This window comes from Allomuricauda sp. F6463D (assembly GCF_023015965.1).
Lineage (GTDB): Bacteria > Bacteroidota > Bacteroidia > Flavobacteriales > Flavobacteriaceae > Flagellimonas.
In genome coordinates this window covers 2,501-28,535 of the sequence record NZ_JALKAN010000005.1, presented here as the reverse complement: position 1 = coordinate 28,535, position 26,035 = coordinate 2,501, and the positions used below count along the sequence as shown (strand labels likewise).

The window sequence follows — 26,035 nt, the reverse complement described above, 5'->3', positions numbered from 1 at the left end:
TTCAAAGTTTAAATCGGTTTTTAATTTCCGCCCATGTAAAAAGTTCGCCACCTTGATTGGCCATAGTTTCCTTAGCAGCTTCTTCATTTTTAAAGGCACTTAGATATTCACCCATGGGACTGGGAATGTTCTCACTGATCAAATAGGTGGCAGCTGTGGCATCTACCAAGGTCCCGGGTTGTCCAAAATCATTGACCAAGAAAAGAGCCATGGCGGATTCATCTTCCTCCTTTAATTGGTTCATCATACATTCAATGGCATCAAAATTAAAGACCTTGCCTTTTTTGGTCACCAATTGCGCGGCATGTTGTTTGTCCACAATGGTCATACTGCAATAATGACAGCCAACGCTTCCATAATCAATAGGTTTTGGACTTACGGTACAACCAGCGATAAAGCCAAAGACTGCAAGCAATAATATAATGGATGATTTCATTTTCAATTTTTTACTGGTTTTTTACTGTTTTTCCACCCCAAAAATCCCGCGGTCAATGTAAACATCATACCTGCGAACATAAGCCATCCTCCGGTGGCCGGCATAGAGGTAACATCAAAGTTGAGCATCTTTACATGCCCCAATAATGGGGGTTTATAGGTCATGGGTGTACCATCGGGATTGGTCAACTTCATGATTGCGTTGGGGTCAAGATTGGTGCCGTAATCAACCAACCATTGATTGAAATCGTACATGCCCAATATGCCAAGGATAGACATCAATAGGAACCAACCAATAAACCACTTGTAACTTACTTTTTTCAAGTACCCTAGAATACCGACTAATACACCCAAGGCCACCATAATGCCGATAACTATAGGAAAAGTACTGAATTCCCACATATCCTCGGGCTTTGGGAGCGTGTGCATGCCAATATAATGGTTTAGGCCATCGATGTTTTGGATGTCAAATTCATTGACTCCTTGCAAGCCGCTGATATGGATGTTCATCCCCAATGGATCGGGGTATTGGGGGGCACCTAACATAATGTTCCAAAGTGGGAAAATGTACAATCCCAATAAGAAGAGCGGGCCAACAATCATTAATATACTAGCCTTTTTCATTTTTCAAGATTTAAAAGTTACAAACTGAGTACGGTTTTTTGGAAGATTGATTTTTGTCAATTTGTAAGAAAAGCGGGCAGGTCAAGGACGCGGCCCGCTTTGTTTAATGGTATATCACTTCGGATTATTCACCTAGTGACCATTTTAATTCTATATCGGAATCGGCAGGGGAAACCCTGACATATCCTTGCATTTCTTGGTGCAGTGCAGAACAGAAATCGGTACAATAGAACGGCCATACCCCAACCTGTTTAGGTTCCCAAACCGATGACTTTGTTTGACCGGGCATCACTAAAAGTTCGGATGTATTCTGACCTAGGATTGCGAAGCCGTGGGGTACATCAAAATCTTGTTCTTGGTTGGTAACATGGAAATATACTTTGTCGCCCACTTTGACTCCCTCAATATTATCCGGCGTAAAATGACTTCGGATTGTGGACATGTATATATGTACCTCATTACCATCACGGACTACTTTGGAACCGGTAGGGGATGTTACGGCATACGGGTGTTTGTTTTCATCCAATCGGTAAATCTTTTTAGATTTAGGTGCTAATAGCTCTGCAGGTATTCCTGCAGCGTAATGTGGCTCTCCATGTGTAGGGAAGTCATAGATCAACTCCATTTTGTCCCCAGAGATGTCATACAACTGCGCTGAATGCTCCATTTCTGGGCCAGTGGGCAGATAACGATCTTTGGTAATCTTGTTCATGGCTACTACGTATTTTCCAAAGGGTTTTCTGGAATTACCTCCGGGAATCATCAAGTGTCCTACGGAATAATAGGTAGGTTTTCTGTCGATTACCTCCCAAGTACCTAATTTCCATTTTACCACTTCAGAGGAGATAAAAAAGGTGGTGTATGCATTGCCTGCGCCATCAAACTCGGTATGTAGGGGGCCTAAACCACCACTTTTCACCTGTCCGGCCAGTACATCTTCAAATTTTAGAATAGGAATACCATAAGCCTCACCATCAAATTTTTCACCTTCAATGGCAGCGATCATCTTATCAAAGGAATGTACCGTTAAATCAGCAGACAATTTACCGTTACCGATAATATACTGACCTGTTGGGTCAACATCACAACCGTGAGGAGATTTTGGTGTAGGCAAGAAATAAACTGCACCAGGTACTTTTAACGGATCCACTGTCAATACTTCCTTCTTCATGGTTGAAGTAGCCATATGGGTTGATTCGTCATATACGTTATGTGCATAGTTGGCGGGCATCTTCGTTCCACCGCCGTTGTTTACATACTCTTCTATTTTTTTCCAGTTAACAGCTGCAATAAAATCCTTGTCGTTTTGGGAGGCATTCACTTCTAGAAGGGAATTGGCCTCTTCTGTATTATAGGTAGTAAAGAAGAACCATCCATGGGATTTGCCCCTTCCTGGGTGAGATAGGTCATAATTGAACCCTGGCATCATCAACTGGAACTTTAGGTCTAAATGACCATGTTCAGGGTCTACGCTAATAAACGAAAGCGCCCCCTTGAAGTTACTTTTATACTCGTTGATTGGCATATCTCGTTGTGGTACGGGCACTGAAAAACGCGTGCCGGCCACTACATATTCGGTGTTCTCGGTAATGAACGAAGAACTGTGATTACCCGCACTATTGGGCACTTCTATAATTTCTTCGGTCTCAAAAGTACTCAGACTGATACGGGCAATCCTCGGTGTGTTGTTCCCGTTGATGAAAATCCATCTACCGTCCAACTCTCCATTGGTTTGGGAAATATCAGGGTGGTGAGAATCGTCCCAAGGAACGAAACCAAAGGAAGTTTCCAACATTGGTTTTGTCTCTTCTGAATATCCATACCCAGAAGTTGGAAATTGAGAGAATACAGGAATCTCTTTGAACATTCTTCCTGAGGGAAGTCCGTAAACGGTCAAGTTACCGCTGTAACCACCGGACATAAAGGCGTAAAATTCATCTTGTTCTCCTGGAGCTACATAGACCTTCTCTGCATTGTTGGAGGCAAGTGCACTATTGGTACCCCCATTACCATTTTGATTACCGCAACTGGTCATCAGTAACACTGAGGCCATAAGTGCGGTTATAAGAAAATTGTACTTTTTCATTTGTCTTTCTATTTAATTTTTTACTCTGATTTTGATTATTTATTCTGATGGCGGAAGAATTACTTTGTCCACTACATGGACAATCCCATTTCCTCCGGGTATGCTGGCAATTATTTTGGCACCCCCGATAAATACATCATCACCTTTGACTTCTACAGGAACATTCTGATTATTGGCCTGTCCCAGTTTTTTGAACTTTTTCAAAAAATCTTTGGTATAATTCCCAGGAGTTACATGATACTTGAGAATGTTTGCCAAGGCATCTTTGTTCTCAGGTTTTAATAGGTCTTCCACGGTACCATCGGGCAATGCATCAAATGCTTCATTGGTTGGTGCAAATACCATTAATGGTCCTGCATTTACCAGTGCATTCTCCAATTCAGCGGCTTGTATGGCTTTAACCAAGGTGCTATGTTCTGCTGAACCTAGGGCTATTTGCAATACATTGGGAGTAGATGCATCATCCTCTATAAAGGCTTGACCCTTATTGCTTTCCGAGATAACCTCTGACGCATTTGAATCGGATGCCGTAGTTTCGTTTTCAACCCTATCCTTACAGCCACTAAGTGCGGACAGCAGGAATAACCCCATCATACATGATTTAATGATTGAGCTCATAGTATTTATTCTAGCGTTCTAAAGTATTCGAGAATTGCACGAGCCTGATCTTCGGTCAACCCTTGGTTGGCCATGGGAGATCCGTTGAACTCTTGTAGTAGTTCTTTGGCCAAGGGATCTTGTTGAACCATTTCCTGAGGGTTCAAAATCATGTTCATGACCCATTCAGGAGTTCTTCGTTCCAATATGCCATTGGGTGGTGGGCCAATGAATTTTTTCCCAATTCTGTGACAGGCTAGGCACATTTGATCATATACCTCCTTACCGTTTGCAGCCATGGCCTGATCAATTTCAGGAGCCAGTTCAACAGCCTTAATGGGGCCAACTCCCTTTGTGCTCATATCAACACGTTCAGAAGGTTTCACTTCATTAGTCTCTGGAGTCTCTACAGTTTGTTCTGTAGGGGCTTTTTTGCGTTGTACGCTAAACCCATCCTCCTTTTTTTCTTCTTTTTTACCTCCACAGCTTATCATGGTTAGCGCAAAGAGTAGGGCTATTCCTTTTAGTATTGTTTTCATGTGGTGAATGTTTAAAATTTCTTATCAAATGTATATAGCATTGGATATTAAAAATATGATTTTAATCATAAAAAAGATAAAAGGGTCTTTTAATTCTTTTTAATACGATTTACCTCTGTTGTTCAATTCTTCCAAATATGCGATTAAGGGAGTACTTTTTCTGGATTTGATCTCTAACGAGAATCATAAGATTTTGGTTAGCAATATGTTTAAAACAATCTAGGTGTCTGCGACATATCTAGCCAGGCTGTTACAAAATCTATTCCGGCACGGTGTCCTATCTTCCACTAGAAACCAAAAAGGTGGTTTCTATTTAAATACAAGGGGGCAATCAACATATACTGATGGATATTGTTAAGGTAATCGATGGTGAAAAATGGGTGGAGTCATGTGTATTAGGCCTAAAAGATTATGGTATGGACAATCCTTGCATGAATAATTAATAGTTGCCATCAAAACCGAGTTTATCAAAGGGCTGGAGAACACGACCATATTGGATTTGATTGAGGGAAAACAGAATATTCAGGTATTTTTTCCTATTTAACCTACTGTACGTGATATTCAATTACTATATCTTTTATCTCGCTAATTCAGTATTACTATGCTGAAGAAAATCACTGTACCGACTTAGTTGGAAAAGGATTATACTTGGATATTATTCAAATACTTTTTTGATTGTTATTCGAATCTGTAAACTAATCTTAGTCCCAATTACATTTTTTGGTTGTTGTTTTATTGAGAAGGTAATTGCTTTAGCACTAACTAGAAGATGTATTAAGTTGGCTAACTATTTATATTTTTTTAAGCTGTATTGTATTAAAAAAAATCCCGTAAACCAATTGGATTACGGGATTTAGAAATAAACTTATTTTTTAAAAAGTGACCTGACTGGGGCTCGAACCCAGGACCCTCTCCTTAAAAGGGAGATGCTCTACCAACTGAGCTATCAGGTCTTCAAGTTGTGCTTAGCAGTTTGGCTAAGCGGGTGCAAATATAACATCAATAATCTATTTTCCAAGTTGAATTAATGATAAATTTGTGTTTTTTTGAAATCACATAAAATTCTTCAATATGAAAATTGTTTTAGTGGGGTATATGGCAAGCGGTAAGTCGACTGTTGGGAGGTTGTTGGCCAGGCAATTAGATGCGACGTTTATTGATTTGGATGAATATATTGAGGAGCATCAACAAAAATCCATAAAAAGTATTTTTTCTGAAAAAGGAGAAATATATTTTAGACAGTTAGAACATGAAATGCTATTACAAGTTTTGGAAAATGAAGAACACCTTGTGCTTTCAACTGGTGGTGGCACCCCTTGCTACGGAAACAATATGACTACTATTTTACAGGAATCTGATCATTCTATCTATTTAAACTTAAGTATTCCAAATTTGGTTGATAGAATTTCCAAAGAAAAGGAAAATCGGCCCTTAGTAAAAAATATTCCAGATACAGAGCTTCCAGAATTTGTTGGAAAGCACCTTTTTGAACGTAGCCCTTTTTACCTTAAGGCTAAACATGTTCTGGATTGTAATAGTTTGGGAGTAGAAACGGTAGTGGGAGAAGTAAAGAAGTTACTCTAAATATACAGCATTGTTTTTTGGCTCAAAGTCAACCTTAATATGTTCGTTTAAGGAAGTAGAGAGCGAAATTCCCTTAAAATCTGCCTTAATGGGGTATTTTTTATGGTTTCTATTTACCAATACGGCAGTTTTTAATCGCTTTATGGGAGTTTTAAGAAAGTGGTATGTACCATAAATCAATGTGGTACCAGAATTTAGCACGTCGTCTACCAATACGATGGACTTATTGGTGTATTCTTCAGATGGAAGAGAAGTTTTCACCCCACTTTCCAAAGGGTTCTTTTTGTTCATGTCCACTACGCACAAAATAATCCTTGCATCTGTGATATTTCTGAGGACTGTAATGATTTTTTTGGCAAAACTTTCACCACTTCCTTTGATTCCAGCAACTACGATTTCCTTTTCATCCACATTTGTTTCGTAGATTTGATAGGCAATCCGCTTTGCAATATGTTGAATCTGGTCGTGGGTAAGGATACGGTTTATCATAGTGCTTAATGCTTGGTTCAAAGATATAAAAACAGTTTATTCCGATTCGTCAATAAAATCATCCAAATCCCTACGGTCTTTTTTTGTAGGTCTGCCCAAACCCTTTTTACGATAATGTTTTTTGGCGTATTGCAACAGTTCGTTGTGTTCAAATGCTTCTTTAGGAGTGGTATCCTTGCGATAGATATCCACCAATTTGGCACCAACCCTACTTTCTGGAATGTCCAAGACAGTGAGTTGATAATCAATCTGGTTTTTTCGGACTATTATTTTATCCATCGGATATACATCGCGGGATGGTTTTACAGCACTTCCGTTCACTTTAACGTGTCCTTTTTTCACAGCATTGGATGCAATGCTCCTAGTTTTAAAGTATCTAACACACCAAAGGTACTTGTCTATCCGCATGGTCTTTGCAAATCTTTGTTAATGGACAGAACAAAAATAACGGAAAATTGTATCTTGCGCCCCTAAATATCACACTTGATGAGATTCGGAATTTTAGTTTTTATATGTTTTGCGGTAACATTCACCTCCTGTAAGAAAGATGACGATGATGACGTTGTTGTTATACCACCAAGTTTGTTAAGTGATGTGGAACCCGAAGATGATGAAACAATCAGGGAATTTTTAAACACCCATTTTTATAATTACGAAGATTTTGATGCACCGCCTGAAGGTTTTGATTATAAAATCACCATTGATACCATCGCTGGTGCGAATGCAGATAAAAAATCGTTGATGGAAGATGCCGAGGCGTTTACACTCAACGTATCTTCTGATCATTTAGGTTTGAGCGAAGATGAAGAAGATATACCACATACCTATTATTTTATTCAGGTACGAGAAGGGGGAGGGGAAAGCCCTACTTACGCAGACTCTACTTTGGTAAGGTATCAAGGATCTACATTGGACGGTACATTGTTTGATGAAAGTCAAGATTTTGTTTGGCAAGAGCTACCCTCGACATATAGGGGCTATGGAGATGGTGTTTCTAATTTGAAGGCGGGAACTTCAGACCAAGTAGTTGATAATTCCGATGGAACCTATCAAATTACTAATAGTGGTTTGGGCATCATTGTAATGCCGTCAGGTTTGGCTGCCTTTAATGGGTCTGTGGGTACGGCAGGTACCTATGCTCCTTTGCTTTTTAAAGTTGAATTGGGATTGTTTGTTGAAGATACGGATAGCGATAATGATGGGATTCCTTCTATCCAAGAGGATTTAAACGGGAATAGATATCTTCGAGATGATAATACAAATGCAGATGAAGAAACCTTTAATCTATTACCAAATTATTTAGATCCAGACGACGATGGCGATGGAGTTTCCACTAGGAATGAGATAACTGATGACGATGGTAATATCATATTTCCATATCCAGATTCTGATGGAGATGGTATTCCGGATTATTTAGACCCAGACACAAACTAGTTGCTAGAATGCTATAAAATAAAAATCCCCGTTGCACGCAACGGGGATTTTTTTATACCTAATTATGATATGAGTTACAATTTAAGAGAGAGGGCAAAGATGATTTGAGATGGTCTCGAATCAACTCTACCGGATATATCCGTAACGCTTTCTCCTATAATTTCTGCTTCATTTTCAGAGAAGCCCCGCTCATATCTTACATCCAAGCCCAATTTGCCAAGATTGACCCCTACACCGGCGTTTAAGCCAACGGTAAAGTCATTTTCAACATCTTCTACTTCAATGTCACCTAAATCATTGTTTAAGGTATATTGAAAAGCAGGTCCCGCAAAAATGTGTAATGGGCCGATTAACTTATAACCTAAAAGCACGGGCAAATCCAATTTGGAAACATCGTAGTCTTGTGAATCACCATCCACATCATACGAACTTTTTGTTTTGGAATAGACCAACTCCGGTCTTAAGTAAATCTTAGGAAAGTCCAATTTGCCCCAAAATCCAAAATGATAACCGGTTTTACCTTCGGCCCCTTCTACGATATCCGAACCTCCATCCCCAACAGAACTGATTAAATCACCATTCTTGTTGTACGACAGACCGGCTTTGACACCAAATCCTGAACCACTTTGGGCCATTGCAGCCGTCCCTATTAAGGTGAGTACTGCGACTAAAAACGTTTTTTTCATAAGTGTTGTTTTAAAAGGTTGAAAAATATCCATAGGGATATTCTATTGAAACTATTTTCGCTTCAACACTTTTAAAACGGCCGCTTCGATGGCTTTATTGTTCAAACCATACTTCTCCATAAGTTGTTCTGGTGTTCCACTTTCGCCAAAAGTATCTTGTGTGGCCACAAACTCTTGGGGTGTAGGATTATGGGTTGCCAAAACACGTGCTACACTTTCGCCTAGTCCGCCCAAATAATTGTGTTCTTCAGCAGTTACAACACAACCTGTTTTCTTTACAGAATCCAAAATTGCCTTGTCATCCAAAGGTTTTATGGTGTGGATATTAATTACTTCTGCAGATATGCCTTGGTTTTCCAAACTTTCAGCGGCAAGTAGCGATTGCCATACCAAATGCCCTGTGGCCAAAATGGTCACATCGGTACCTTCGTTGAGCATAAGTGCCTTTCCAATTTCAAATTTTTGGTCAACAGGTGTGAAATTGGCTACTTTGGGCCTTCCAAAACGTAAGTAGACTGGGCCATGGTGTTCTGCGATTGCAATGGTAGCAGCTTTGGTCTGGTTAAAATCACATGGATTTATTACCGTCATTCCAGGTAACATTTTCATCAATCCTATGTCCTCCAAAATTTGATGCGTAGCACCATCCTCGCCTAAAGTCAATCCAGCGTGCGAAGCACATATTTTAACATTTTTATCGGAATATGCAATGGATTGACGGATTTGATCGTAAACCCTACCTGTTGCAAAATTGGCAAAGGTAGAAGCAAAAGGAATCTTTCCTCCAATGGTTAGACCGGCAGCTATTCCCATCATATTGGCTTCTGCGATTCCCACTTGAAAGAAACGTTCAGGATTTTCCTTGATAAACGTATCAATTTTAAGTGAACCGATGAGGTCAGCACAAAGGGCCACTACATTCGGATTGGTTCTTCCCAGTTCTGTCATTCCCGCGCCATATCCGCTTCGGGTATCTTGTTTTCCTTGATCTGTATATTTAGTCATTGTGTCTTTATTCTATGTTAGTAGTCGCCTAAAGTTTCTGGGTTTTGTTCCAATGCGATGGCTAATTGTTCATCACTTGGAGCTTTGCCATGCCAAGCATGGGTGTGCATCATAAAATCTACACCGTTGCCCATTTCGGTTGTCATAACAATACAAACAGGCTTTCCTTTACCAGTTCTTCCTTTAGCTTCTTGCAAACCAGCGATTACTTGTTCCAGGTCATTTCCATTCTCAATTTCCAGAACATCCCATCCAAATACTTTGAATTTTTCTCCGATATCTCCTAATGGAAGTACATCTTCGGTACTACCATCTATTTGCTGTCCATTTCGGTCAACCGTAGCGATAAGATTGTCTACTTTATTACCTGCCGCATACATAATGGCCTCCCAGTTCTGGCCTTCTTGCAATTCCCCGTCTCCATGAAGACTGAAAACCAAATGGTCGTCACCGTTCAATTTTTTTGCCAAAGCCGCACCAATTGCAACGGACATTCCCTGGCCCAAAGAGCCAGATGCCACGCGAATACCTGGCAATCCCTCATGTGTGGTAGGGTGTCCTTGTAGTCTGGAATCAATTAGCCTAAAAGTATTTAGCTCATCGATAGGAAAGTAGCCTCTACGGGCCAAAACACTATAAAATAGTGGAGAAATATGGCCATTCGATAAGAAGAAGAGGTCTTCTCCGACTCCATCCATATCAAAGCCGTCTTTTAAATCCATTATCTCGTTATAGAGTGCTACCAAAAATTCAGTACAGCCCAAAGAGCCTCCCGGGTGTCCCGAATTTACTTTATGGACCATTCGTAAAATGTCCCTTCTTACCTGAACTACCAGGTCTTGTATTTCTTGCGTGTTCGGCATTGTGTGTTTAATTTAGACCTCAAATGTAATGGCATTATTCGTGGAAAACAAGTGTAAAACCTGCACTTATCTAAGGGCTTATGCTTGATAACTTTATTTTTTTGTTAAGGATCAACGAAATTGAGTTGGTTATATTTGCGGTTCTAAAACAATCAATTGGATTATACCTTATTACAGAAGGATAGTAAAACTAAGGCTAGGGCAGGGGAGCTTACTACCGATCACGGTACTATCCAGACCCCAATATTTATGCCAGTGGGAACGGTGGCCACGGTAAAGGGAGTGCACCAACGAGAATTAAAAGATGAGATTAATCCCGATATAATTTTGGGAAATACCTACCATCTTTATTTGAGGCCGAAAACGGAAATTTTGGAAGAAGCTGGAGGTCTACATAAGTTTATGGGGTGGGACCGACCTATTTTGACGGACAGCGGCGGCTACCAAGTCTATTCATTATCGAATAATAGAAAGATTAAGGAAGAAGGAGTGAATTTCAAATCCCATATTGATGGGTCCAAACATTTTTTTACACCTGAAAATGTAATGGAAATACAACGTACCATAGGTGCGGACATCATTATGGCTTTTGATGAGTGCACTCCATACCCATGTGATTATCAATATGCCAAACGCTCCATGCATATGACGCACAGGTGGTTGGATAGATGTATTAATCACTTGGAGAAACTTCCGTTCAAATATGGTTATTCACAAACTTTTTTTCCTATTGTCCAAGGTTCTACTTACAAAGATTTAAGGAAACAATCCGCAGAATACATTGCCTCTGTCGAAGCTGAAGGAAACGCCATTGGTGGACTTTCAGTGGGTGAGCCGGCTGAAGAAATGTATGAAATGGCTGAGTTGGTCTGTGATATTCTTCCAGAAGATAAACCAAGATACCTGATGGGAGTTGGAACACCAATCAATATTTTGGAGAATATAGCATTGGGCGTGGATATGTTTGATTGTGTGATGCCTACCCGGAATGCCAGAAATGGTATGCTGTTTACTGCACACGGAACCATCAACATCAAAAATAAAAAATGGGAAAACGATTTTTCCCCGATTGATGAAATGGATATAACCTATGTGGATACTGAATATTCCAAGGCCTATCTTCGACATTTATTCGCCGCCAATGAATATTTGGGTAAGCAAATTGCCACAATTCATAACTTAGGCTTTTATTTGTGGTTGGTACGTACCGCAAGAGAACGTATTTTAGCTGGAGATTTTTTGGAATGGAAAACCAAAATGGTCAATCAAATGGATAAAAGACTATAATGTTCACCATACTTGATAGATATATTCTAAAACGCTACCTGATTACTTTTTTGGGTATGTTGTTGCTATTTGTCCCTATTGGTATCATGGCCAATTTGGCGGAGAAAATAGGTAAAATCATAGATAATGAAGCCCCCTTGGCCGAGGTCATTGTGTTTTATGGCAATTTCACCTTGGTAATTGGTAACCTATTGCTGCCAATTTTTCTTTTTCTATCTATAATATTCTTTACTTCTAAACTAGCCAGTAACACCGAGATTGTAGCTATTTTGAGTTCAGGAGTGTCGTTTTGGCGTTTTTTAAGACCTTATTTTGTAGGTGCAACCTTGGTGGCCATACTTATTTTTATGATGGGAATGTTCATTGTGCCCCATGCCAGTATTGGCTTTAATGAGTTTGAGTACAAGTATTTTAAAAAAGGTAAAAGAGATAGGGTAACGGAAAATATCTTCAATCAATTGAACGAAAATGATTATATATATGTGAGCAGTTTTGATCCAAACCGCCAAATCGGTTATAATTTTACCTATGAGCATTTCGATACCATTGGTAAGTTGGACTATAAAATTTCCGCTAGCAATATCAGATGGATTGAAGACGATAGTATTTACAGATTGACGAATTACGAAAAACGGGAAATACGCAACGAAACAGAGTTTATCAACTCAAAGCGTCGCTTGGATACCGTTTTTTCATTTAAAATAGATGATCTTACACCGGTTTCTTATGTGGCGGAGACCAAGAACCTTTTCGAGCTTAACGATTTTATTGATGATCAACGTAGGAAAGGTGCTTCCAATATAAATGCCTATGTTTTGGTAAAGTACAAACGTTGGGCACTTCCCATTGCTGCTTTTATCCTTACAGTAATAGCGGTAGCCGTCTCCTCCGTTAAGCGAAGGGGAGGTATGGGATTAAACCTGGCCTTTGGTATTGGGGTGGCTTTTGTATACATATTCTTTGATAAAGTTTTTGGTACACTGGCAGAACAATCTGGCTTTTCACCCTTGCTTGCCGTGGTAATTCCAAACCTCATTTTTGGTGTTTTTGCCGTTTATATGCTCATGAAAGCTAAGCGATAAACCACTAATAATAGATTATGTTACTGGCGTTAAAAGACTTGTGTAATTCATGAGGGTATCCCATAAAGTTATATATTTGTCCCCATTGTTTTTCGTGAAAATAAAAGACTTCCCATGGAATATCTAGAATTTGAACTCCCTATCAAAGAACTTGAAGACCAACTTCAAAAATGTATGGTGATTGGGGAAGAAAGTGAAGTGGACGTTACAGAAACGTGCTCCCAAATCGAAAAAAAACTAGCGCAGACCCGAAAGGATATCTATAAAAACCTTACGGCTTGGCAAAAAGTACAATTGTCGAGACACCCCAACCGACCATATACCATGGATTACATTAATGCTATTTGTGGAGACACCTTTTTGGAGCTTCATGGCGATAGAAATGTAAGTGATGATAAGGCCATGGTCGGCGGACTAGGAAAAATTGGTGACCAGAGTTACATGTTTGTCGGTCAACAAAAGGGATACAATACTAAAACACGTCAGTACCGAAATTTTGGTATGGCCAATCCAGAAGGATATCGAAAAGCGCTTCGGTTGATGAAATCTGCGGAAAAATTTAAAATACCGGTAGTTTGTTTTGTGGACACTCCGGGTGCTTATCCTGGTATTGAGGCGGAAGAAAGAGGACAAGGCGAGGCAATTGCCAGAAATATTTTGGAAATGACACGTCTCAAAGTTCCAATCATCGTTATCATTATCGGAGAAGGAGCTTCAGGAGGTGCATTGGGCATTGGAGTAGGGGATAAAGTGTTAATGTTGGAAAACACTTGGTACTCCGTTATTTCACCCGAATCATGTTCATCCATTCTTTGGAGAAGTTGGGAATATAAAGAACAAGCTGCAGAAGCATTAAAATTGACCGCAACTGATATGAAGAAGCAAAAGCTGGTGGATGAAATTGTAAAAGAACCACTGGGCGGTGCACATTCCAATAGGACGAAAACATTTGAAACCGTTGCAAACAAAATTTCTTCCCATTTTGAAGAACTTAAAAAGTTATCACCAAAAGAATTAGTGAAAACCCGTATGGAAAAATATGCGGATATGGGAGTCTACAGTGAATAAAACTTGTTTTTCAGGGGTTCACCCTTTTCATTAGGTTATATCCAAGTTTTTTTTTATGTTGTTAACAGGTATTTTAAGTTATCAACAATCCAATTGTTGAGTACCTGTGGAAATCGTATCAGTCTAAACTAAAGTCAACCATAAGTTAATTAGCTACTTTCGTATTCATGGAAAAACCCAGCCCCATTGTAGGACGTCGTGTGGAAAAATCTACACTGATCAATCTTGAGAAAGGAAAAATACCACCTCAAGCAGTTGATTTAGAGGAGGTTGTGCTGGGGGCTATGATGATTGATAAAAAGGGAGTCGACGAAGTAATCGATATTCTGCACCCTGATGTTTTCTATAAAGACGCTCATAAATACATTTACGAGGCCATTTTTAAATTGTTTGAATCTTCCGAACCAGTAGATTTATTAACGGTTTCTTCCCAATTAAAAAAGGATGGTAAGCTGGAAGCGGTGGGCGGTGATTTTTATTTGATAAAACTTACTCAAAAAGTAGCTTCTTCAGCACATATTGAGTTTCACGCAAGAATAATACTTCAAAAATATATCCAAAGAAGTCTAATCAAAATATCCAACGATATAATTGAGGATGCTTACAGCGATGCAACCGACGTTTTTGATCTATTGGACAATGCCGAAGCAAAATTGTATGAGGTTACTCAAGGTAATTTAAAGCGTTCTGCTGAAACAGCACAGAATTTGGTGATTCAGGCCAAAAAAAGAATAGAGGAAATATCCAATAAGGAAGGACTCAGTGGTATCCCCTCCGGATTTGATAAGTTGGACAAACTTACCTCAGGTTGGCAGCCCAGTGATTTGATAATCGTGGCAGCAAGACCAGGTATGGGTAAAACTGCATTGACGCTTTCCATGGCCCGAAATATTGCAGTAAACTCGAATATTCCCGTAGCGTTCTTCTCTTTGGAAATGTCTTCTGTACAGTTGATTACTCGTTTGATTTCTTCAGAAACAGGATTGTCTTCTGAAAAGTTGAGAACAGGAAAACTTGAAAAGCATGAGTGGGAGCAACTAAATGTAAAGGTGAAGACACTGGAAAAAGCACCTTTATTTATAGATGATACCCCATCGCTATCTATTTTTGATTTAAGGGCCAAAGCAAGACGATTGGCCTCGCAACATGATATTAGGCTTATTGTAATAGATTATTTACAATTGATGACCGCTGGTGGTAGCCAAAAAGGCGGTAACCGTGAGCAAGAAATTTCGACTATTTCGCGTAACCTAAAAGCGTTGGCCAAGGAATTGAGTGTTCCGGTAATTGCGCTATCCCAATTATCTAGGGCCGTTGAAACCCGTGGAGGCAGCAAACGACCTATTCTTTCTGATTTGAGGGAATCAGGTGCTATTGAACAGGATGCGGATATTGTTTCGTTTATCTATAGACCGGAATATTATAAAATTGATGAGTGGGACGATGAAGAACGTACCCCCACACAAGGACAGGCAGAGTTTATTGTAGCGAAACACCGTAATGGAGGTTTAGAAAATATTAGGTTAAAATTTGTTGGTGCTCTAGGTAAATTTGATAACTTGGATGACTTTGATTCCCCATTCGAATTCCAATCGAAGATGAATGCGGACGAAGAAAATCCCTTTGCAACACCAAACCTTCCTAGTGCGAATGATGCATTTGGTAGTGCAATGAACAGTGACGATGGCCCAGATGATAATGACGTACCTTTCTAAAATATCGCAATTGATTTCAGCTCGAGCGAATGCTAGAAATCTTATTTTTGCCTTCTTCTTATTAGTTACTTTTCAATCTTTTGCCTCTGTAATCCTTATTCCAATGGATTCCGAAGGGCAAAAAAATCATTTAAAAGCATACGGAATCACCTATTGGGTGCTTGCCAAGCAGCAAAAAGTGCAATGGTTGCTCAATTATCGCGGAGGCTCCTTTATATTGCCCGATGGCGATGCCATTCGAAAGGAGTGCCAAATCAGAGGGGTTTCTTTTGAGGTGCTTTCCGATGGACAAGCGGCAGAGATTTTGGATGATATCAGTAGTCCGTCGCAAAACCAAGATGCTGTAATTCTTGAAAAGGCACCAAAAATAGCGGTGTATTCACCAAAGGAAAACCAACCATGGGACGATGCTGTTACTATGGTATTAACCTATGCAGAAATACCATATACCACCATTTATGATGAAGAAGTACTTGGCGATAAATTAGCACTCTACGATTGGTTGCATTTGCACCACGAGGACTTTACAGGTCAATATGGACGCTTTTATGGACATTACAGAGCTGCTCCCTGGTATATTAAATCCAAAGCAGAAGCAGAATCCCTTGCGCAGAGCTTGGGGTATTCTAAAGTGTCCGATGAAAAATTAGGAGTGGCATTAAAAATTCGGAACTATGTAATCGGTGGAGGTTTTATGTTTGCCATGTGTTCCGCCACGGATAGTTTTGATATTGCATTGGCTGCTGAAGAAGTGGATATTTGTGAGCCCATGTTCGATGGTGACCCCTCCGATGCAAATTACCAGGCCAAATTGGATTACAGTAAAACTTTTGCTTTTACCAATTTCACTTTGGAGCGTAACCCCATCCGATACGAGTTCTCTTCAATAGATATGACGAACAAGCGAGCCAATGTTCCTAAGGAATCGGATTATTTCTCTTTAATGGAATTTTCAGCCAAATGGGATCCTGTACCCACCATGCTTACCCAGAACCATACCAGTTTGGTGAAAGGTTTTATGGGACAGACCACGGCTTTTACCCGAAGTCAAGTAAAACCAACAGTGATGGTCCTGGGTGAAAACAAAATCAATGGAGAAGCTAGATACATCCATGGCATAAAAGGAAAAGGCTTTTTTACCTTTTATGGTGGCCACGATCCGGAAGATTACCAGCACCGGGTAGGTGATCCAAAAACAGAATTGGAGTTGCATCCAACCTCGCCAGGATATCGATTGATCTTGAACAATGTATTATTTCCTGCTGCCAAAAAAAAGAAACAGAAAACCTAGCCTAAGTGTTTTTTAAAGAACTCGATGGTCCTATCCCAAGCCAAATCGGCCGAAGCTTCATCAAAACGAGGGGTGGTATTGTTATGGAACCCATGGTTTACATCTGGATAAAAATGGGTCTCATACGCTTTGTCCAACTCTTTTAGCTTGGCTTCGTAATCAGGCCAGCCAGCATTCACTCTTTCATCCAATCCCGCATAGTGAATCATTAGAGGTGCCTTGATTTGAGCGACTTCTTCATCGGCAGGTTGGCTTCCATAAAAAGGTACGGCAGCTGCCAAATCTGGAACTTTTACCGCCATCATATTGGAAATCCATCCACCAAAACAAAACCCGACAACACCTACTTTTCCATTACAATCTTCATTATTTTTGAGGTACTCGTATGCAGCGATAAAATCTTCAAGCATTTCATTGCGGTCTCTTTTACGTTGAAGTGTTCTGCCCTCATCGTCATTGCCTGGGTAACCGCCAAGTGGTGTAAGGGCATCCGGCGCCAAGGAGATAAAACCTGCCTTAGCTGCTCTTCTCCCAACATCTTCAATATATGGATTTAAGCCTCGATTTTCATGAACCACAACTACGCCGCCCATTTTGCCTTGGCTTTCCTTAGGTTTGGACAGTAAACCTTTGATCTCCCCACCTCCCTCTGGGGAATTGTAGGTGATGAATTTGGAATCCAGTGTTGGGTCGTTCGGAGATACGGTGAGCGTATCCTTGTAATTCGGCATAATAAAACTCAACAATGAGGCAATTGTTATACCACCAACGGCATAAACGGAAAGTTTTTCCATAAACTCTCTCCTGTCTAACTGGTTATGTGCGTACTTGTCGTAAAGGTCATAAACCTCTTGTTTAATGTTATCTTTTTTTAAAGGTGCCATAGTGTTGCTATTGTTGTTTGCCTATTAAGATACAAATTATCTCAATGTGAACTTTCTTGAAAATTGGAAAAGTATAGAAATGATTTGAAAAGCTTATACATGGTTCAGTTTTCGGTTACCGAAGTAATGATAGGTCTTCTTTTTGGCCAAGCCTGACTTATCATATGGTTGATAATTAGCCATTCACCATCTTTATTTTTATACACTCGTAAATGATTTACATATCTATCATCCATTTTACTTCCATCTGGCCATTCTTGGTTTTTTCTTATATTCTGAGATTTCACCATAGCAATGGAGTCGTTCAAGTAAGTAATTTCATTGTCACTGAAATCATTTTCCCCGACCATGACAAAATCCAGGTCGAATATAAAATCTCAAAGTTCTTTCAATTCTTTTTTGTTTTTAGCTCGGTCTTCAAAGGCATTGGTCCAATCGGTTTCGTTGGAATAGTATTTAATGGCTTGTTCCACATTTTCGGTTTCCCAGGCGTTGCCCCATGATTCAATACTTTTATTGATTATGGTTTTTGATCTATCATAATTGATTTTTGATGCTTTTTTCTCTGTTTCACACCCAATAAGGAGACATAGTATTGCGAATGGATATCCTAAACGTTTCAGAAGGTTGATTTTTAGATATACGAATAGGGGGAAGTGTGGTGCTTTTGTAAGTACCTGTTAGTTATAAAGATAGCAAATAAAAATCGTTAGTGATAAAGTGTTGACTAGATGAGCTTTTCCAGGATTCGTTCCACACCAAAGTCATTATTGCTGTGGGTGGTGTATTTGGCGGTCTTCAATATATTGGGGTGGGCATTGGCCATGGCAAAACTGTAATCGGAGAGTTCCAACATTTCCAAGTCATTGTTGTAATCACCAAAGACCATAATCTCATGAGGGGCAATTTTATAGTGATCCATTACCTTTTGTAGTGCATAGCCTTTATGTGCATTCAAATTGGAGATATCGACCCAATTGGCACCGGATACCTTTACCTTTAAGTCTTCTTCCAGATGTTTTACATTTGGGTATATGTGTTTTTCTGAATTTTCAAAATGGTAAACGGCGACCTTTAAAACTTCAGCATCAACTTTTCTTTGGTCGTCTACAATTTCAAATTCGGAATAGTATTCTCGGAGCATAGCGATAAACTCATCGGAATTGCCACCTACAAATGCGTTGTCCTGGCAACAAAGGACAGGGTGTACATTTTTCAGAGGGTATAGAGCGTCTAGAATGCGGTTGATCTCAGCGTTGTGGATTGGTGTAGTAAGTAAGGTTTTCTCTTGTTTCTTGATCAAAGCTCCATTCTCGGCAATCACGATAATTTCATTTTTGATGGATTCCAACTTATCAACCATGCTGTGGTATTGTCTTCCGCTGGCGGCAACAAATATGATATTCTTCTTTTTGAGTTCTTGGAAAATTTCAAAAAACCGAGTGCTAACTTCATGGCTGGAATTCAGTAATGTTCCGTCCATATCGGAAACAACCATTTTTATCTGTGATAGATCCATATAAAATAATTATAAGACAAAGTTATTTGTTATTCAGGAACCGACCCCTTCGTTTTGGTAAACTTTATATTAATTTCGTTTTGAGATATTTTTATTGTTCATGAATTTTTATCAGAAAGAAATACAATTGCCTTCATATTCAAGAGGCTTTCACTTGATTACGGATACCGTGTTGGATGCTGTTCCGGAATTACAAAAGATCGGTGCTGGATTCCTGCAAGTTTTTATTAAGCATACTTCAGCCAGTTTGACCATCAATGAGAATGCAGACCCAACGGTGAGAACGGATTTTGAAAGCCATATGAATAAAATGGTTCCCGAGAATGCACCGTATTATGTGCACAATTATGAAGGGCCAGATGATATGCCTGCCCATATCAAAGCTTCGTTGATGGGGGCTTCGGTGCTAGTTCCCATAACAGACGGTAGATTGAATATGGGTATTTGGCAGGGTATTTATTTATGTGAACACAGGAATCGTGCTTCGGGTAGAAAAATAGTAATTACTGCTTACGGACAATAGAGAAACAGTCAAAATGATTATAGTCCAGTCCATTTGGTCAATTCAATAAGGACCTAAAATAAAAAATCCCGCACAAGGCGGGATTTGAATAAGCGGGGTAAGTTTATATTAACTTTTTTATTTTACTTTCTCAACAATTGCTTTAAAAGCATCTGGGTGGTTCATGGCCAAATCGGCAAGAACTTTTCTATTAAGTTCAATTCCGTTGGCTTTTACTTTGCCCATAAATTGAGAGTAAGACATTCCGTGCATTCTGGCACCAGCGTTGATACGGGTAATCCATAAGGAACGGAACGTTCGTTTTTTGTTTCTTCTGTCACGGTAAGCATAAAGCATTGCTTTTTCTACCGCATTTTTGGCTACTGTCCAAACGTTTTTACGTCTTCCAAAGTAACCTTTGGCTTGCTTCATCACTTTTTTTCTTCTAGCTCTTGAAGCAACTGAATTTACTGATCTTGGCATAATGTGTCATTTTTTTGTAGCAGGCGTCTCAAATATTGAGAACTTTTTTGGGCCCGACTCCATGGTTAATAATTAATGTACCTGTTGGAACAATTATTTTAAACGCAATTGTTCTTTGATGTTGTCCTCATCCGCTTTGTGAACCAAAGTGGAATGGGTCAACTTTAGCTTACGCTTTTTAGATTTTTTTGTCAAAATGTGACTCTTAAAGGCGTGCTTTCTTTTAATTTTACCAGTTCCTGTAAGCTTAAATCGCTTCTTGGCACTGGATTTTGTTTTCATCTTAGGCATTTTCCTAGTATTTAACTCCGCTTATTACACCGAACTACGTCCGATTTTTATTTTTTGTTTGTCTTTGGCGCAATGAACATGGTCATACGCTTACCCTCTAATTTGGGCATTTGCTCAACTTTTCCAAGCTCTTCGAGTTCTTGGGCAAGTCGGAGCAGTAATATTTCGCCTTGGTCTTTATAAACGATGGATCGTCCTTTAAAGAACACATAAGCTTTTAGTTTTGCACCATCTTTCAAGAACTTCTCTGCATGTCTTTTCTTGAATTCGTAATCATGGTCATCCGTCTGTGGACCAAACCTGATTTCTTTTACGACAACTTTGCTCGCTTTGGCCTTCATGGCCTTGTCGCGTTTCTTTTGTTCGTATAGAAACTTTTTATAATCTATAATCTTACAGACCGGCGGATCTGCCTTTGGTGAAATTTCCACCAAATCCAACTCTTGTTCGTTGGCTAATTCCATAGCCTTGGAAATAGGATAAACACCTACTTCGACATTGTCGCCAACAAGCCTAACTTCTTGGGCTTTAATTTTTTCATTGATGTTGTGAGGGTTTTTGTTTTCCCTCCTTGGTTGGGGTCTAAATCTTCTTCTTATTGCTATGACGTAAACTTTTTAATTAAACTTAAATTTTTTAGAACGACTTTAAGGTACTATTTATTTCAGTAGTTACCAAGTCCGAAAATGTATCTACGCTCAAACTACCCAAATCTTCACCTCCATGTCTCCTTACGGAAATGCTCTCAGACTCTTCTTCTTGTTCCCCAACAATAATCATGAAAGGGATTTTTTTGAGTTCTGCTTCACGGATTTTTTTCCCTACCGTCTCGTTCCGGTTATCAATGAGCGCGCGAATTTCGTGATTTTCTAATGAATTCAAAACTTTTTCTGCATATTTTTCGTGTTTCTCGCTGACCGGCAGTACGATAGCTTGGGTTGGAATCAACCATAAGGGGAAATTTCCGCCTGTATGTTCGAGCAGCAGCGCAACAAAGCGCTCCATACTTCCAAAAGGAGCTCGGTGAATCATTACAGGTCTGTGGAGTTCGTTGTCACTTCCTTTGTAAGTTAGATCAAAACGTTTTGGAAGATTATAATCAACTTGAATTGTGCCCAATTGCCAGTTTCTTCCAAGGGCATCTTTAATCATAAAATCCAACTTTGGTCCATAGAAAGCTGCTTCACCACTTTCTACCACATAGTTTAAACCTTTTTCTTCTGCAGCATTTATAATGGCTTGTTCCGCTTTTTCCCAGTCTTTAGTATCACCAATATATTTTTCTGGGTTTTCTAGGTCTCTTACGGATACCTGTGCGGTGAAATCTTCAAACCCTAAAGAATTTAATACAAATAAGGTAAGGTCGATAACATTTTTAAACTCATCATTTAATTGTTCTGTGGTGCAGAAAATATGGGCATCATCTTGAGTAAAGCCCCTTACTCTTGTCAATCCATGCAGTTCCCCACTTTGTTCGTACCTATATACAGTGCCAAACTCAGCATATCGCTTTGGTAAATCTTTATAGCTGAATGGCTTGCTATTATAAATTTCACAATGGTGGGGACAGTTCATAGGTTTTAACAAAAACTCCTCGTCCTCCTTGGGGGTGTGTATAGGTTGGAAGCTGTCCTCGCCGTATTTAGCGTAATGACCAGAGGTAACGTATAGTTCCTTTTGACCAATATGTGGTGTAACTACCATTTCGTAGCCAGCTTTCTTTTGAGCTTTCTTTAAAAACTGTTCCAAGCGCTCACGAAGAGCGGCGCCATTGGGTAACCATAATGGAAGTCCCTGACCCACCTTTTGTGAAAAAGTGAAGAGTTCCAGTTCCTTGCCTAATTTTCGGTGGTCTCTTTTCTTAGCCTCTTCCAAAAGATGTAGGTACTCTGTAAGTTCCTTTTGTTTTGGAAAGGATATACCATATACCCTAGTCAACTGTGTGTTGTTTTCATCACCTCTCCAATATGCACCAGCAACACTTAACAATTTGATTGCTTTTATAATTCCTGTATTTGGAATATGCCCACCGCGACATAAATCTGTAAAGGTGCTGTGGTCGCAAAAAGTGATGATACCATCATCAAGGTTTTCGATTAGCTCTACTTTATACTCATTACCTTGTTCCTTATAATATGATAGTGCTTCAGCCTTGGATACACTCCTCATTTTATAATCATGTTTACCCCGGGCAATTTCCAAAGCCTTTTTTTCAATCTTTGGAAAATCCTTTTCAGAAATTGTTTGGTCACCAAAATCAACATCATAATAGAATCCATTTTCTATGGCAGGACCAATGGTGAGTTTAATACCGGGATAGAGTTCTTCCAATGCCTGGGCTACAACGTGGGATGTGGAGTGCCAAAAAGTTTTCTTGCCCTCATCATCTTTCCATGTATATAAAGTAAGGGTGCCACTCTCCTTTAGAGGAGTTACGGTTTCAACCGTGGTACCATTGAATTTAGCCGAAATAACGTTTCGGGCCAAACCTTCACTGATACTTTTGGCAACTTCCATGGGTGTAGTTCCTTCTGGAACTTTCTTTACTGCGCCATCTGGCAATGTAATATCAATCATCTACGCTCCTTTAATATTTGGATGGTGCGCAAAGATACTACCTTGATTTGATGCTGACAATAGGAAGGTGATTCAAATGTAAGTTGTAATCAATCAGAGACTTATCCTTATGTTAGCATTTAATTGAATGTATTTTTTGCTAGTGTTTAGTTTTTTATGTATATTAAGAGGTTGAAAATCAATTATTTGCATTTTTTTAAAAAAAATATTGAAAAACATTTTGTGGGAAGAAAATAAGGTGCGTATATTTGCACCCGCTTAGCTGATAAGGCAGGGCGTAAACGAGGGAGGATCGGGATTGATATCTTGGTTTTTCGGAGTTAAAAAAAANAAAAAAAAGAAGTTCATATACATATTGTAACGACAGCGTAGAATTAAGAGAATAACCATTTTGATGCAGGGACTCGGGTTTCCGGGTGTCGGACAGACATTCAAGGAAATACAATGAAGAGTTTGATCCTGGCTCAGGATGAACGCTAGCGGCAGGCTTAACACATGCAAGTCGAGGGGTAACGGGAAGAAGCTTGCTTTTTCGCCGACGACCGGCGCACGGGTGCGGAACGCGTATGGAACCTGCCCCTGTCAGGGGAATAGCCCAGGGAAACTTGGATTAATGCCCCATGGTATCGATATATCGCATGATATATTGATTAAAGATTTATCGGACAGGGATGGCCATGCGTACCATTAGTTAGTTGGTGAGGTAACGGCTCACCAAGGCAGCGATGGTTAGGGGCCCTGAGAGGGGGATCCCCCACACTGGTACTGAGACACGGACCAGACTCCTACGGGAGGCAGCAGTGAGGAATATTGGACAATGGGCGAGAGCCTGATCCAGCCATGCCGCGTGCAGGATGACGGCCCTATGGGTTGTAAACTGCTTTTATACGGGAAGAAACGCACCTACGTGTAGGTGTCTGACGGTACCGTAAGAATAAGGACCGGCTAACTCCGTGCCAGCAGCCGCGGTAATACGGAGGGTCCGAGCGTTATCCGGAATCATTGGGTTTAAAGGGTCCGTAGGCGGGCCTGTAAGTCAGGGGTGAAAGTTTGTGGCTCAACCATAAAATTGCCTTTGATACTGCAGGTCTTGAGTCATGGTGGGGTTGCCGGAACATGTGGTGTAGCGGTGAAATGCATAGATATCACATAGAACACCGATCGCGAAGGCAGGTGACCAACCATGTACTGACGCTGATGGACGAAAGCGTGGGTAGCGAACGGGATTAGATACCCCGGTAGTCCACGCCGTAAACGATGGATACTAGCTGTGGGGACTTCGGTCTCCGTGGCCAAGCGAAAGTGATAAGTATCCCACCTGGGGAGTACGTTCGCAAGAATGAAACTCAAAGGAATTGACGGGGGCCCGCACAAGCGGTGGAGCATGTGGTTTAATTCGATGATACGCGAGGAACCTTACCAGGGCTTAAATGCAGGCTGCATGGGGTGGAGACACCCCTTTCTTCGGACTGCCTGCAAGGTGCTGCATGGTTGTCGTCAGCTCGTGCCGTGAGGTGTCAGGTTAAGTCCTATAACGAGCGCAACCCCTACCGTTAGTTGCCAGCATGTAAAGATGGGGACTCTAACGGGACTGCCGGTGCAAACCGTGAGGAAGGTGGGGACGACGTCAAATCATCACGGCCCTTACGTCCTGGGCTACACACGTGCTACAATGGCCGGTACAGAGGGAAGCCACCCCGCAAGGGGGCGCGGATCTACAAAACCGGTCACAGTTCGGATCGGGGTCTGCAACTCGACCCCGTGAAGCTGGAATCGCTAGTAATCGGATATCAGCCATGATCCGGTGAATACGTTCCCGGGCCTTGTACACACCGCCCGTCAAGCCATGGAAGCTGGGAGTGCCTGAAGTCCGTCACCGTAAGGAGCGGCCTAGGGCAAAATCGGTAACTAGGGCTAAGTCGTAACAAGGTAGCCGTACCGGAAGGTGCGGCTGGAACACCTCCTTTCTAGAGAAAGAGATGTCCGGAATATCCTTGTCCCGCACGAGGTGGTTTTATCTTTACGCTGTCGTTTATAATATGTTTTTTGATATACAGGCAAAAAAAGGCCAAGACAGTCTCATAGCTCAGCTGGTTAGAGCGCTACACTGATAATGTAGAGGTCGGCAGTTCGAGTCTGCCTGAGACTACGAAAGAAGTTCATTGAGTATTGAATAGGAAATTTTAGAAGTTGGGATACCCAGGTTGACATATAGGTCATCAATTAACTGATAACTGTTAACTGATACCTGACAACTGAAAATGGGGGATTAGCTCAGCTGGCTAGAGCGCCTGCCTTGCACGCAGGAGGTCATCGGTTCGACTCCGATATTCTCCACCACGGCAAAGATTCGTTCAGGGTAATTTTATTACCATGGGCGGTATCTGCCAGAAAGTTCATTGACATATTGGGACGGAGCGATACGGTTTTACCGTAATTGCGAAGTCAAAGAAGAAACACGAAGTAGAATAGAATATTAAGGATTACGAGAGGGCATTTGTACTTAGGTACAGGTGCGACAAGCAAAAGAAGGGCGTATGGGGGATGCCTAGGCTCTCAGAGGCGATGAAGGACGTGATAAGCTGCGAAAAACCACGGGGAGCTGCACATGAGCATTGATCCGTGGGTGTCCGAATGGGGCAACCCGGCAGGTTGAAGGCCTGTCATGCCGCAAGGCAAGCGAACCCGCTGAACTGAAACATCTAAGTAGGCGGAGGAAGAGAAAACAAGAGTGATTCCGAGAGTAGCGGCGAGCGAAATCGGACTGGCCCAAACCGTTGTTGTTTCGGCAATGACGGGGTTGTAGGACCACAATATTCTTTGCGCGACGAACTGGAACCCTTTGGAAAGAGGGGCCGTAGACGGTGATAGCCCGGTACAGGCAAGGAGCGTTAAAGATAGTGGTATCCTGAGTAGCGCGGGGCACGTGAAACCCTGTGTGAATCCGGCGGGACCATCCGCCAAGGCTAAATACTCCTGGGAGACCGATAGTGA

At 40.7% G+C, this 26,035-nt stretch carries 25 protein-coding genes, 3 tRNA genes and 2 rRNA genes (1 of these 30 only partly in view); 12 read left to right on the top strand and 18 right to left on the bottom strand.

All coding sequences use genetic code 11. The features are described from left to right. Position 1: 1 nt before the first annotated feature. From MWU56_RS15915 to MWU56_RS15890, 6 genes are all read right to left on the bottom strand, one after another. Positions 2 to 436 (bottom strand): nitrous oxide reductase accessory protein NosL, encoded by a 435-nt coding sequence (locus tag MWU56_RS15915; RefSeq protein ID WP_247046089.1) that lies wholly within the window; start codon positions 434 to 436, stop codon positions 2 to 4. A gap of 2 nt (positions 437 to 438) precedes the next feature. Further along, positions 439 to 1,059, bottom strand: coding sequence for a hypothetical protein (locus MWU56_RS15910; RefSeq protein WP_247046087.1), 621 nt, complete (start codon positions 1,057 to 1,059; stop codon positions 439 to 441). A 124-nt stretch (positions 1,060 to 1,183) separates the two neighbouring features. Then, entirely contained in the window at positions 1,184 to 3,145 is a 1,962-nt protein-coding gene (nosZ, locus tag MWU56_RS15905) for a Sec-dependent nitrous-oxide reductase (protein WP_247046086.1), read from the bottom strand. Positions 3,146 to 3,184: 39 nt separating this feature from the next. Then, entirely contained in the window at positions 3,185 to 3,763 is a 579-nt protein-coding gene (locus MWU56_RS15900; RefSeq protein ID WP_247046083.1) for a fasciclin domain-containing protein, read from the bottom strand. A 5-nt stretch (positions 3,764 to 3,768) separates the two neighbouring features. Beyond that, a complete protein-coding gene (locus tag MWU56_RS15895; RefSeq protein ID WP_247046082.1) occupies positions 3,769 to 4,281 on the bottom strand; it encodes a c-type cytochrome in 513 nt (170 codons plus the stop codon). 880 nt (positions 4,282 to 5,161) lie between these two features. After that, positions 5,162 to 5,234, bottom strand: a tRNA-Lys gene (locus MWU56_RS15890). 118 nt (positions 5,235 to 5,352) lie between these two features. Between MWU56_RS15890 and MWU56_RS15885 the strand changes: the two genes are divergently transcribed. Next, positions 5,353 to 5,865 carry a shikimate kinase gene (locus tag MWU56_RS15885; protein WP_247046080.1) on the top strand — a complete coding sequence of 171 codons (513 nt, stop codon included), beginning with the start codon at positions 5,353 to 5,355 and terminating at the stop codon, positions 5,863 to 5,865. Here MWU56_RS15885 and MWU56_RS15880 read toward each other — a convergent pair. Together MWU56_RS15880 and MWU56_RS15875 are read right to left on the bottom strand one after the other, a co-directional pair. Next, on the bottom strand, positions 5,857 to 6,354 hold the full coding sequence (locus MWU56_RS15880; RefSeq protein WP_247046078.1) for a phosphoribosyltransferase family protein: 498 nt from the start codon (positions 6,352 to 6,354) through the stop codon (positions 5,857 to 5,859). The genes MWU56_RS15885 and MWU56_RS15880 overlap by 9 nt on opposite strands. 36 nt (positions 6,355 to 6,390) lie before the next feature. Further along, positions 6,391 to 6,762 (bottom strand): RNA-binding S4 domain-containing protein, encoded by a 372-nt coding sequence (locus MWU56_RS15875; protein ID WP_247046076.1) that lies wholly within the window; start codon positions 6,760 to 6,762, stop codon positions 6,391 to 6,393. A gap of 78 nt (positions 6,763 to 6,840) precedes the next feature. Between MWU56_RS15875 and MWU56_RS15870 the strand changes: the two genes are divergently transcribed. Further along, the gene (locus MWU56_RS15870) at positions 6,841 to 7,788 is read left to right on the top strand and encodes an FKBP-type peptidyl-prolyl cis-trans isomerase (protein ID WP_247046074.1); all 948 of its coding nucleotides are present in this window, start codon (positions 6,841 to 6,843) and stop codon (positions 7,786 to 7,788) included. 74 nt (positions 7,789 to 7,862) lie between these two features. Here MWU56_RS15870 and MWU56_RS15865 read toward each other — a convergent pair whose 3' ends face one another. Genes MWU56_RS15865 through MWU56_RS15855 form a run of 3 tightly spaced genes read right to left on the bottom strand, consistent with a single transcriptional unit; the run spans position 7,863 to position 10,342 of the window. Next, positions 7,863 to 8,474 (bottom strand): outer membrane beta-barrel protein, encoded by a 612-nt coding sequence (locus MWU56_RS15865; protein ID WP_247046072.1) that lies wholly within the window; start codon positions 8,472 to 8,474, stop codon positions 7,863 to 7,865. 51 nt (positions 8,475 to 8,525) lie between these two features. Further along, a complete protein-coding gene (locus tag MWU56_RS15860; protein ID WP_247046070.1) occupies positions 8,526 to 9,479 on the bottom strand; it encodes a transketolase family protein in 954 nt (317 codons plus the stop codon). Positions 9,480 to 9,496: 17 nt separating this feature from the next. Then, positions 9,497 to 10,342 (bottom strand): transketolase, encoded by an 846-nt coding sequence (locus MWU56_RS15855; RefSeq protein ID WP_247046068.1) that lies wholly within the window; start codon positions 10,340 to 10,342, stop codon positions 9,497 to 9,499. Positions 10,343 to 10,498: 156 nt separating this feature from the next. On the opposite strand from MWU56_RS15855, the gene tgt reads away from it, so the two are divergent. The 5 genes from tgt to MWU56_RS15830 all read left to right on the top strand — a co-directional run bounded on the left by tgt (position 10,499) and on the right by MWU56_RS15830 (position 16,785). Further along, entirely contained in the window at positions 10,499 to 11,629 is a 1,131-nt protein-coding gene (tgt, locus tag MWU56_RS15850; RefSeq protein ID WP_247046066.1) for a tRNA guanosine(34) transglycosylase Tgt, read from the top strand. Then, the gene (locus MWU56_RS15845) at positions 11,629 to 12,711 is read left to right on the top strand and encodes an LptF/LptG family permease (protein ID WP_247046063.1); all 1,083 of its coding nucleotides are present in this window, start codon (positions 11,629 to 11,631) and stop codon (positions 12,709 to 12,711) included. Before tgt ends, MWU56_RS15845 begins: the two co-directional genes overlap by 1 nt. A 114-nt stretch (positions 12,712 to 12,825) precedes the next feature. After that, positions 12,826 to 13,779 carry an acetyl-CoA carboxylase carboxyltransferase subunit alpha gene (locus MWU56_RS15840; RefSeq protein ID WP_247046062.1) on the top strand — a complete coding sequence of 318 codons (954 nt, stop codon included), beginning with the start codon at positions 12,826 to 12,828 and terminating at the stop codon, positions 13,777 to 13,779. A 167-nt stretch (positions 13,780 to 13,946) separates the two neighbouring features. Next, positions 13,947 to 15,494, top strand: coding sequence for a replicative DNA helicase (dnaB, locus tag MWU56_RS15835; protein ID WP_247046060.1), 1,548 nt, complete (start codon positions 13,947 to 13,949; stop codon positions 15,492 to 15,494). Beyond that, positions 15,463 to 16,785 (top strand): asparagine synthetase B, encoded by a 1,323-nt coding sequence (locus tag MWU56_RS15830; RefSeq protein WP_410548949.1) that lies wholly within the window; start codon positions 15,463 to 15,465, stop codon positions 16,783 to 16,785. Before dnaB ends, MWU56_RS15830 begins: the two co-directional genes overlap by 32 nt. Here the strand turns inward: MWU56_RS15830 and MWU56_RS15825 are convergent. From MWU56_RS15825 to MWU56_RS15815, 3 genes are all read right to left on the bottom strand, one after another. Further along, complete coding sequence (locus tag MWU56_RS15825; protein WP_247046058.1) at positions 16,782 to 17,669, bottom strand: dienelactone hydrolase family protein; 888 nt, start codon at positions 17,667 to 17,669, stop codon at positions 16,782 to 16,784. The genes MWU56_RS15830 and MWU56_RS15825 overlap by 4 nt on opposite strands. Positions 17,670 to 17,773: 104 nt before the next feature. Further along, entirely contained in the window at positions 17,774 to 18,019 is a 246-nt protein-coding gene (locus MWU56_RS15820; protein ID WP_247046056.1) for a hypothetical protein, read from the bottom strand. A gap of 377 nt (positions 18,020 to 18,396) precedes the next feature. Further along, a complete protein-coding gene (locus MWU56_RS15815) occupies positions 18,397 to 19,188 on the bottom strand; it encodes an HAD family hydrolase (RefSeq protein ID WP_247046054.1) in 792 nt (263 codons plus the stop codon). Positions 19,189 to 19,288: 100 nt separating this feature from the next. Here MWU56_RS15815 and MWU56_RS15810 point away from each other — a divergent pair, with 100 nt between their 5' ends. Next, on the top strand, positions 19,289 to 19,711 hold the full coding sequence (locus tag MWU56_RS15810) for a secondary thiamine-phosphate synthase enzyme YjbQ (RefSeq protein WP_247046052.1): 423 nt from the start codon (positions 19,289 to 19,291) through the stop codon (positions 19,709 to 19,711). A 117-nt stretch (positions 19,712 to 19,828) separates the two neighbouring features. Here the strand turns inward: MWU56_RS15810 and rplT are convergent, their stop codons facing one another. The 4 genes from rplT to thrS all read right to left on the bottom strand — a co-directional run bounded on the left by rplT (position 19,829) and on the right by thrS (position 23,041). Then, a complete protein-coding gene (rplT, locus tag MWU56_RS15805; protein ID WP_014033571.1) occupies positions 19,829 to 20,173 on the bottom strand; it encodes a 50S ribosomal protein L20 in 345 nt (114 codons plus the stop codon). Positions 20,174 to 20,266: 93 nt separating this feature from the next. Beyond that, positions 20,267 to 20,464, bottom strand: coding sequence for a 50S ribosomal protein L35 (gene rpmI / locus MWU56_RS15800; RefSeq protein ID WP_014033572.1), 198 nt, complete (start codon positions 20,462 to 20,464; stop codon positions 20,267 to 20,269). 47 nt (positions 20,465 to 20,511) lie between these two features. Next, on the bottom strand, positions 20,512 to 21,063 hold the full coding sequence (infC, locus tag MWU56_RS15795; protein WP_317236558.1) for a translation initiation factor IF-3: 552 nt from the start codon (positions 21,061 to 21,063) through the stop codon (positions 20,512 to 20,514). Positions 21,064 to 21,100: 37 nt separating this feature from the next. Next, on the bottom strand, positions 21,101 to 23,041 hold the full coding sequence (thrS, locus tag MWU56_RS15790; RefSeq protein ID WP_247046050.1) for a threonine--tRNA ligase: 1,941 nt from the start codon (positions 23,039 to 23,041) through the stop codon (positions 21,101 to 21,103). A gap of 441 nt (positions 23,042 to 23,482) precedes the next feature. Between thrS and MWU56_RS15785 the strand changes: the two genes are divergently transcribed. The 4 genes from MWU56_RS15785 to MWU56_RS15770 form a co-directional block, all read left to right on the top strand. Next, positions 23,483 to 25,008: ribosomal RNA gene (locus tag MWU56_RS15785) — 16S ribosomal RNA — on the top strand. 108 nt (positions 25,009 to 25,116) lie between these two features. After that, a tRNA-Ile gene (locus MWU56_RS15780) sits at positions 25,117 to 25,190 on the top strand. A 114-nt stretch (positions 25,191 to 25,304) separates the two neighbouring features. Beyond that, a tRNA-Ala gene (locus tag MWU56_RS15775) sits at positions 25,305 to 25,381 on the top strand. 175 nt (positions 25,382 to 25,556) lie between these two features. Then, positions 25,557 to 26,035 (top strand): 23S ribosomal RNA (locus tag MWU56_RS15770) (it continues 2,349 nt past the right edge of the window). The 16S and 23S rRNA genes sit together here with 2 tRNA genes alongside, the layout of an rRNA operon.

Excerpts from the sequence above, each read along its gene's own strand:
- MWU56_RS15915 (WP_247046089.1), bottom strand. The coding sequence starts at position 436 with ATGAAATCATCCATTATATTATTGCTTGCAGTCTTTGGCTTTATCGCT.
- MWU56_RS15870 (WP_247046074.1), top strand. The coding sequence starts at position 6,841 with ATGAGATTCGGAATTTTAGTTTTTATATGTTTTGCGGTAACATTCACC.
- MWU56_RS15820 (WP_247046056.1), bottom strand. The coding sequence starts at position 18,019 with ATGGTCGGGGAAAATGATTTCAGTGACAATGAAATTACTTACTTGAAC.
- MWU56_RS15830 (WP_410548949.1), top strand. The coding sequence starts at position 15,463 with ATGGCCCAGATGATAATGACGTACCTTTCTAAAATATCGCAATTGATT.
- MWU56_RS15840 (WP_247046062.1), top strand. The coding sequence starts at position 12,826 with ATGGAATATCTAGAATTTGAACTCCCTATCAAAGAACTTGAAGACCAA.
- MWU56_RS15815 (WP_247046054.1), bottom strand. The coding sequence starts at position 19,188 with ATGGATCTATCACAGATAAAAATGGTTGTTTCCGATATGGACGGAACA.
- MWU56_RS15845 (WP_247046063.1), top strand. The coding sequence starts at position 11,629 with ATGTTCACCATACTTGATAGATATATTCTAAAACGCTACCTGATTACT.
- rpmI (WP_014033572.1), bottom strand. The coding sequence starts at position 20,464 with ATGCCTAAGATGAAAACAAAATCCAGTGCCAAGAAGCGATTTAAGCTT.
- dnaB (WP_247046060.1), top strand. The coding sequence starts at position 13,947 with ATGGAAAAACCCAGCCCCATTGTAGGACGTCGTGTGGAAAAATCTACA.
- MWU56_RS15810 (WP_247046052.1), top strand. The coding sequence starts at position 19,289 with ATGAATTTTTATCAGAAAGAAATACAATTGCCTTCATATTCAAGAGGC.
- MWU56_RS15855 (WP_247046068.1), bottom strand. The coding sequence starts at position 10,342 with ATGCCGAACACGCAAGAAATACAAGACCTGGTAGTTCAGGTAAGAAGG.
- MWU56_RS15910 (WP_247046087.1), bottom strand. The coding sequence starts at position 1,059 with ATGAAAAAGGCTAGTATATTAATGATTGTTGGCCCGCTCTTCTTATTG.
- MWU56_RS15880 (WP_247046078.1), bottom strand. The coding sequence starts at position 6,354 with ATGATAAACCGTATCCTTACCCACGACCAGATTCAACATATTGCAAAG.
- nosZ (WP_247046086.1), bottom strand. The coding sequence starts at position 3,145 with ATGAAAAAGTACAATTTTCTTATAACCGCACTTATGGCCTCAGTGTTA.
- MWU56_RS15900 (WP_247046083.1), bottom strand. The coding sequence starts at position 3,763 with ATGAGCTCAATCATTAAATCATGTATGATGGGGTTATTCCTGCTGTCC.
- MWU56_RS15865 (WP_247046072.1), bottom strand. The coding sequence starts at position 8,474 with ATGAAAAAAACGTTTTTAGTCGCAGTACTCACCTTAATAGGGACGGCT.
- MWU56_RS15895 (WP_247046082.1), bottom strand. The coding sequence starts at position 4,281 with ATGAAAACAATACTAAAAGGAATAGCCCTACTCTTTGCGCTAACCATG.
- MWU56_RS15860 (WP_247046070.1), bottom strand. The coding sequence starts at position 9,479 with ATGACTAAATATACAGATCAAGGAAAACAAGATACCCGAAGCGGATAT.
- MWU56_RS15875 (WP_247046076.1), bottom strand. The coding sequence starts at position 6,762 with ATGCGGATAGACAAGTACCTTTGGTGTGTTAGATACTTTAAAACTAGG.
- thrS (WP_247046050.1), bottom strand. The coding sequence starts at position 23,041 with ATGATTGATATTACATTGCCAGATGGCGCAGTAAAGAAAGTTCCAGAA.
- rplT (WP_014033571.1), bottom strand. The coding sequence starts at position 20,173 with ATGCCAAGATCAGTAAATTCAGTTGCTTCAAGAGCTAGAAGAAAAAAA.
- MWU56_RS15885 (WP_247046080.1), top strand. The coding sequence starts at position 5,353 with ATGAAAATTGTTTTAGTGGGGTATATGGCAAGCGGTAAGTCGACTGTT.
- MWU56_RS15825 (WP_247046058.1), bottom strand. The coding sequence starts at position 17,669 with ATGGCACCTTTAAAAAAAGATAACATTAAACAAGAGGTTTATGACCTT.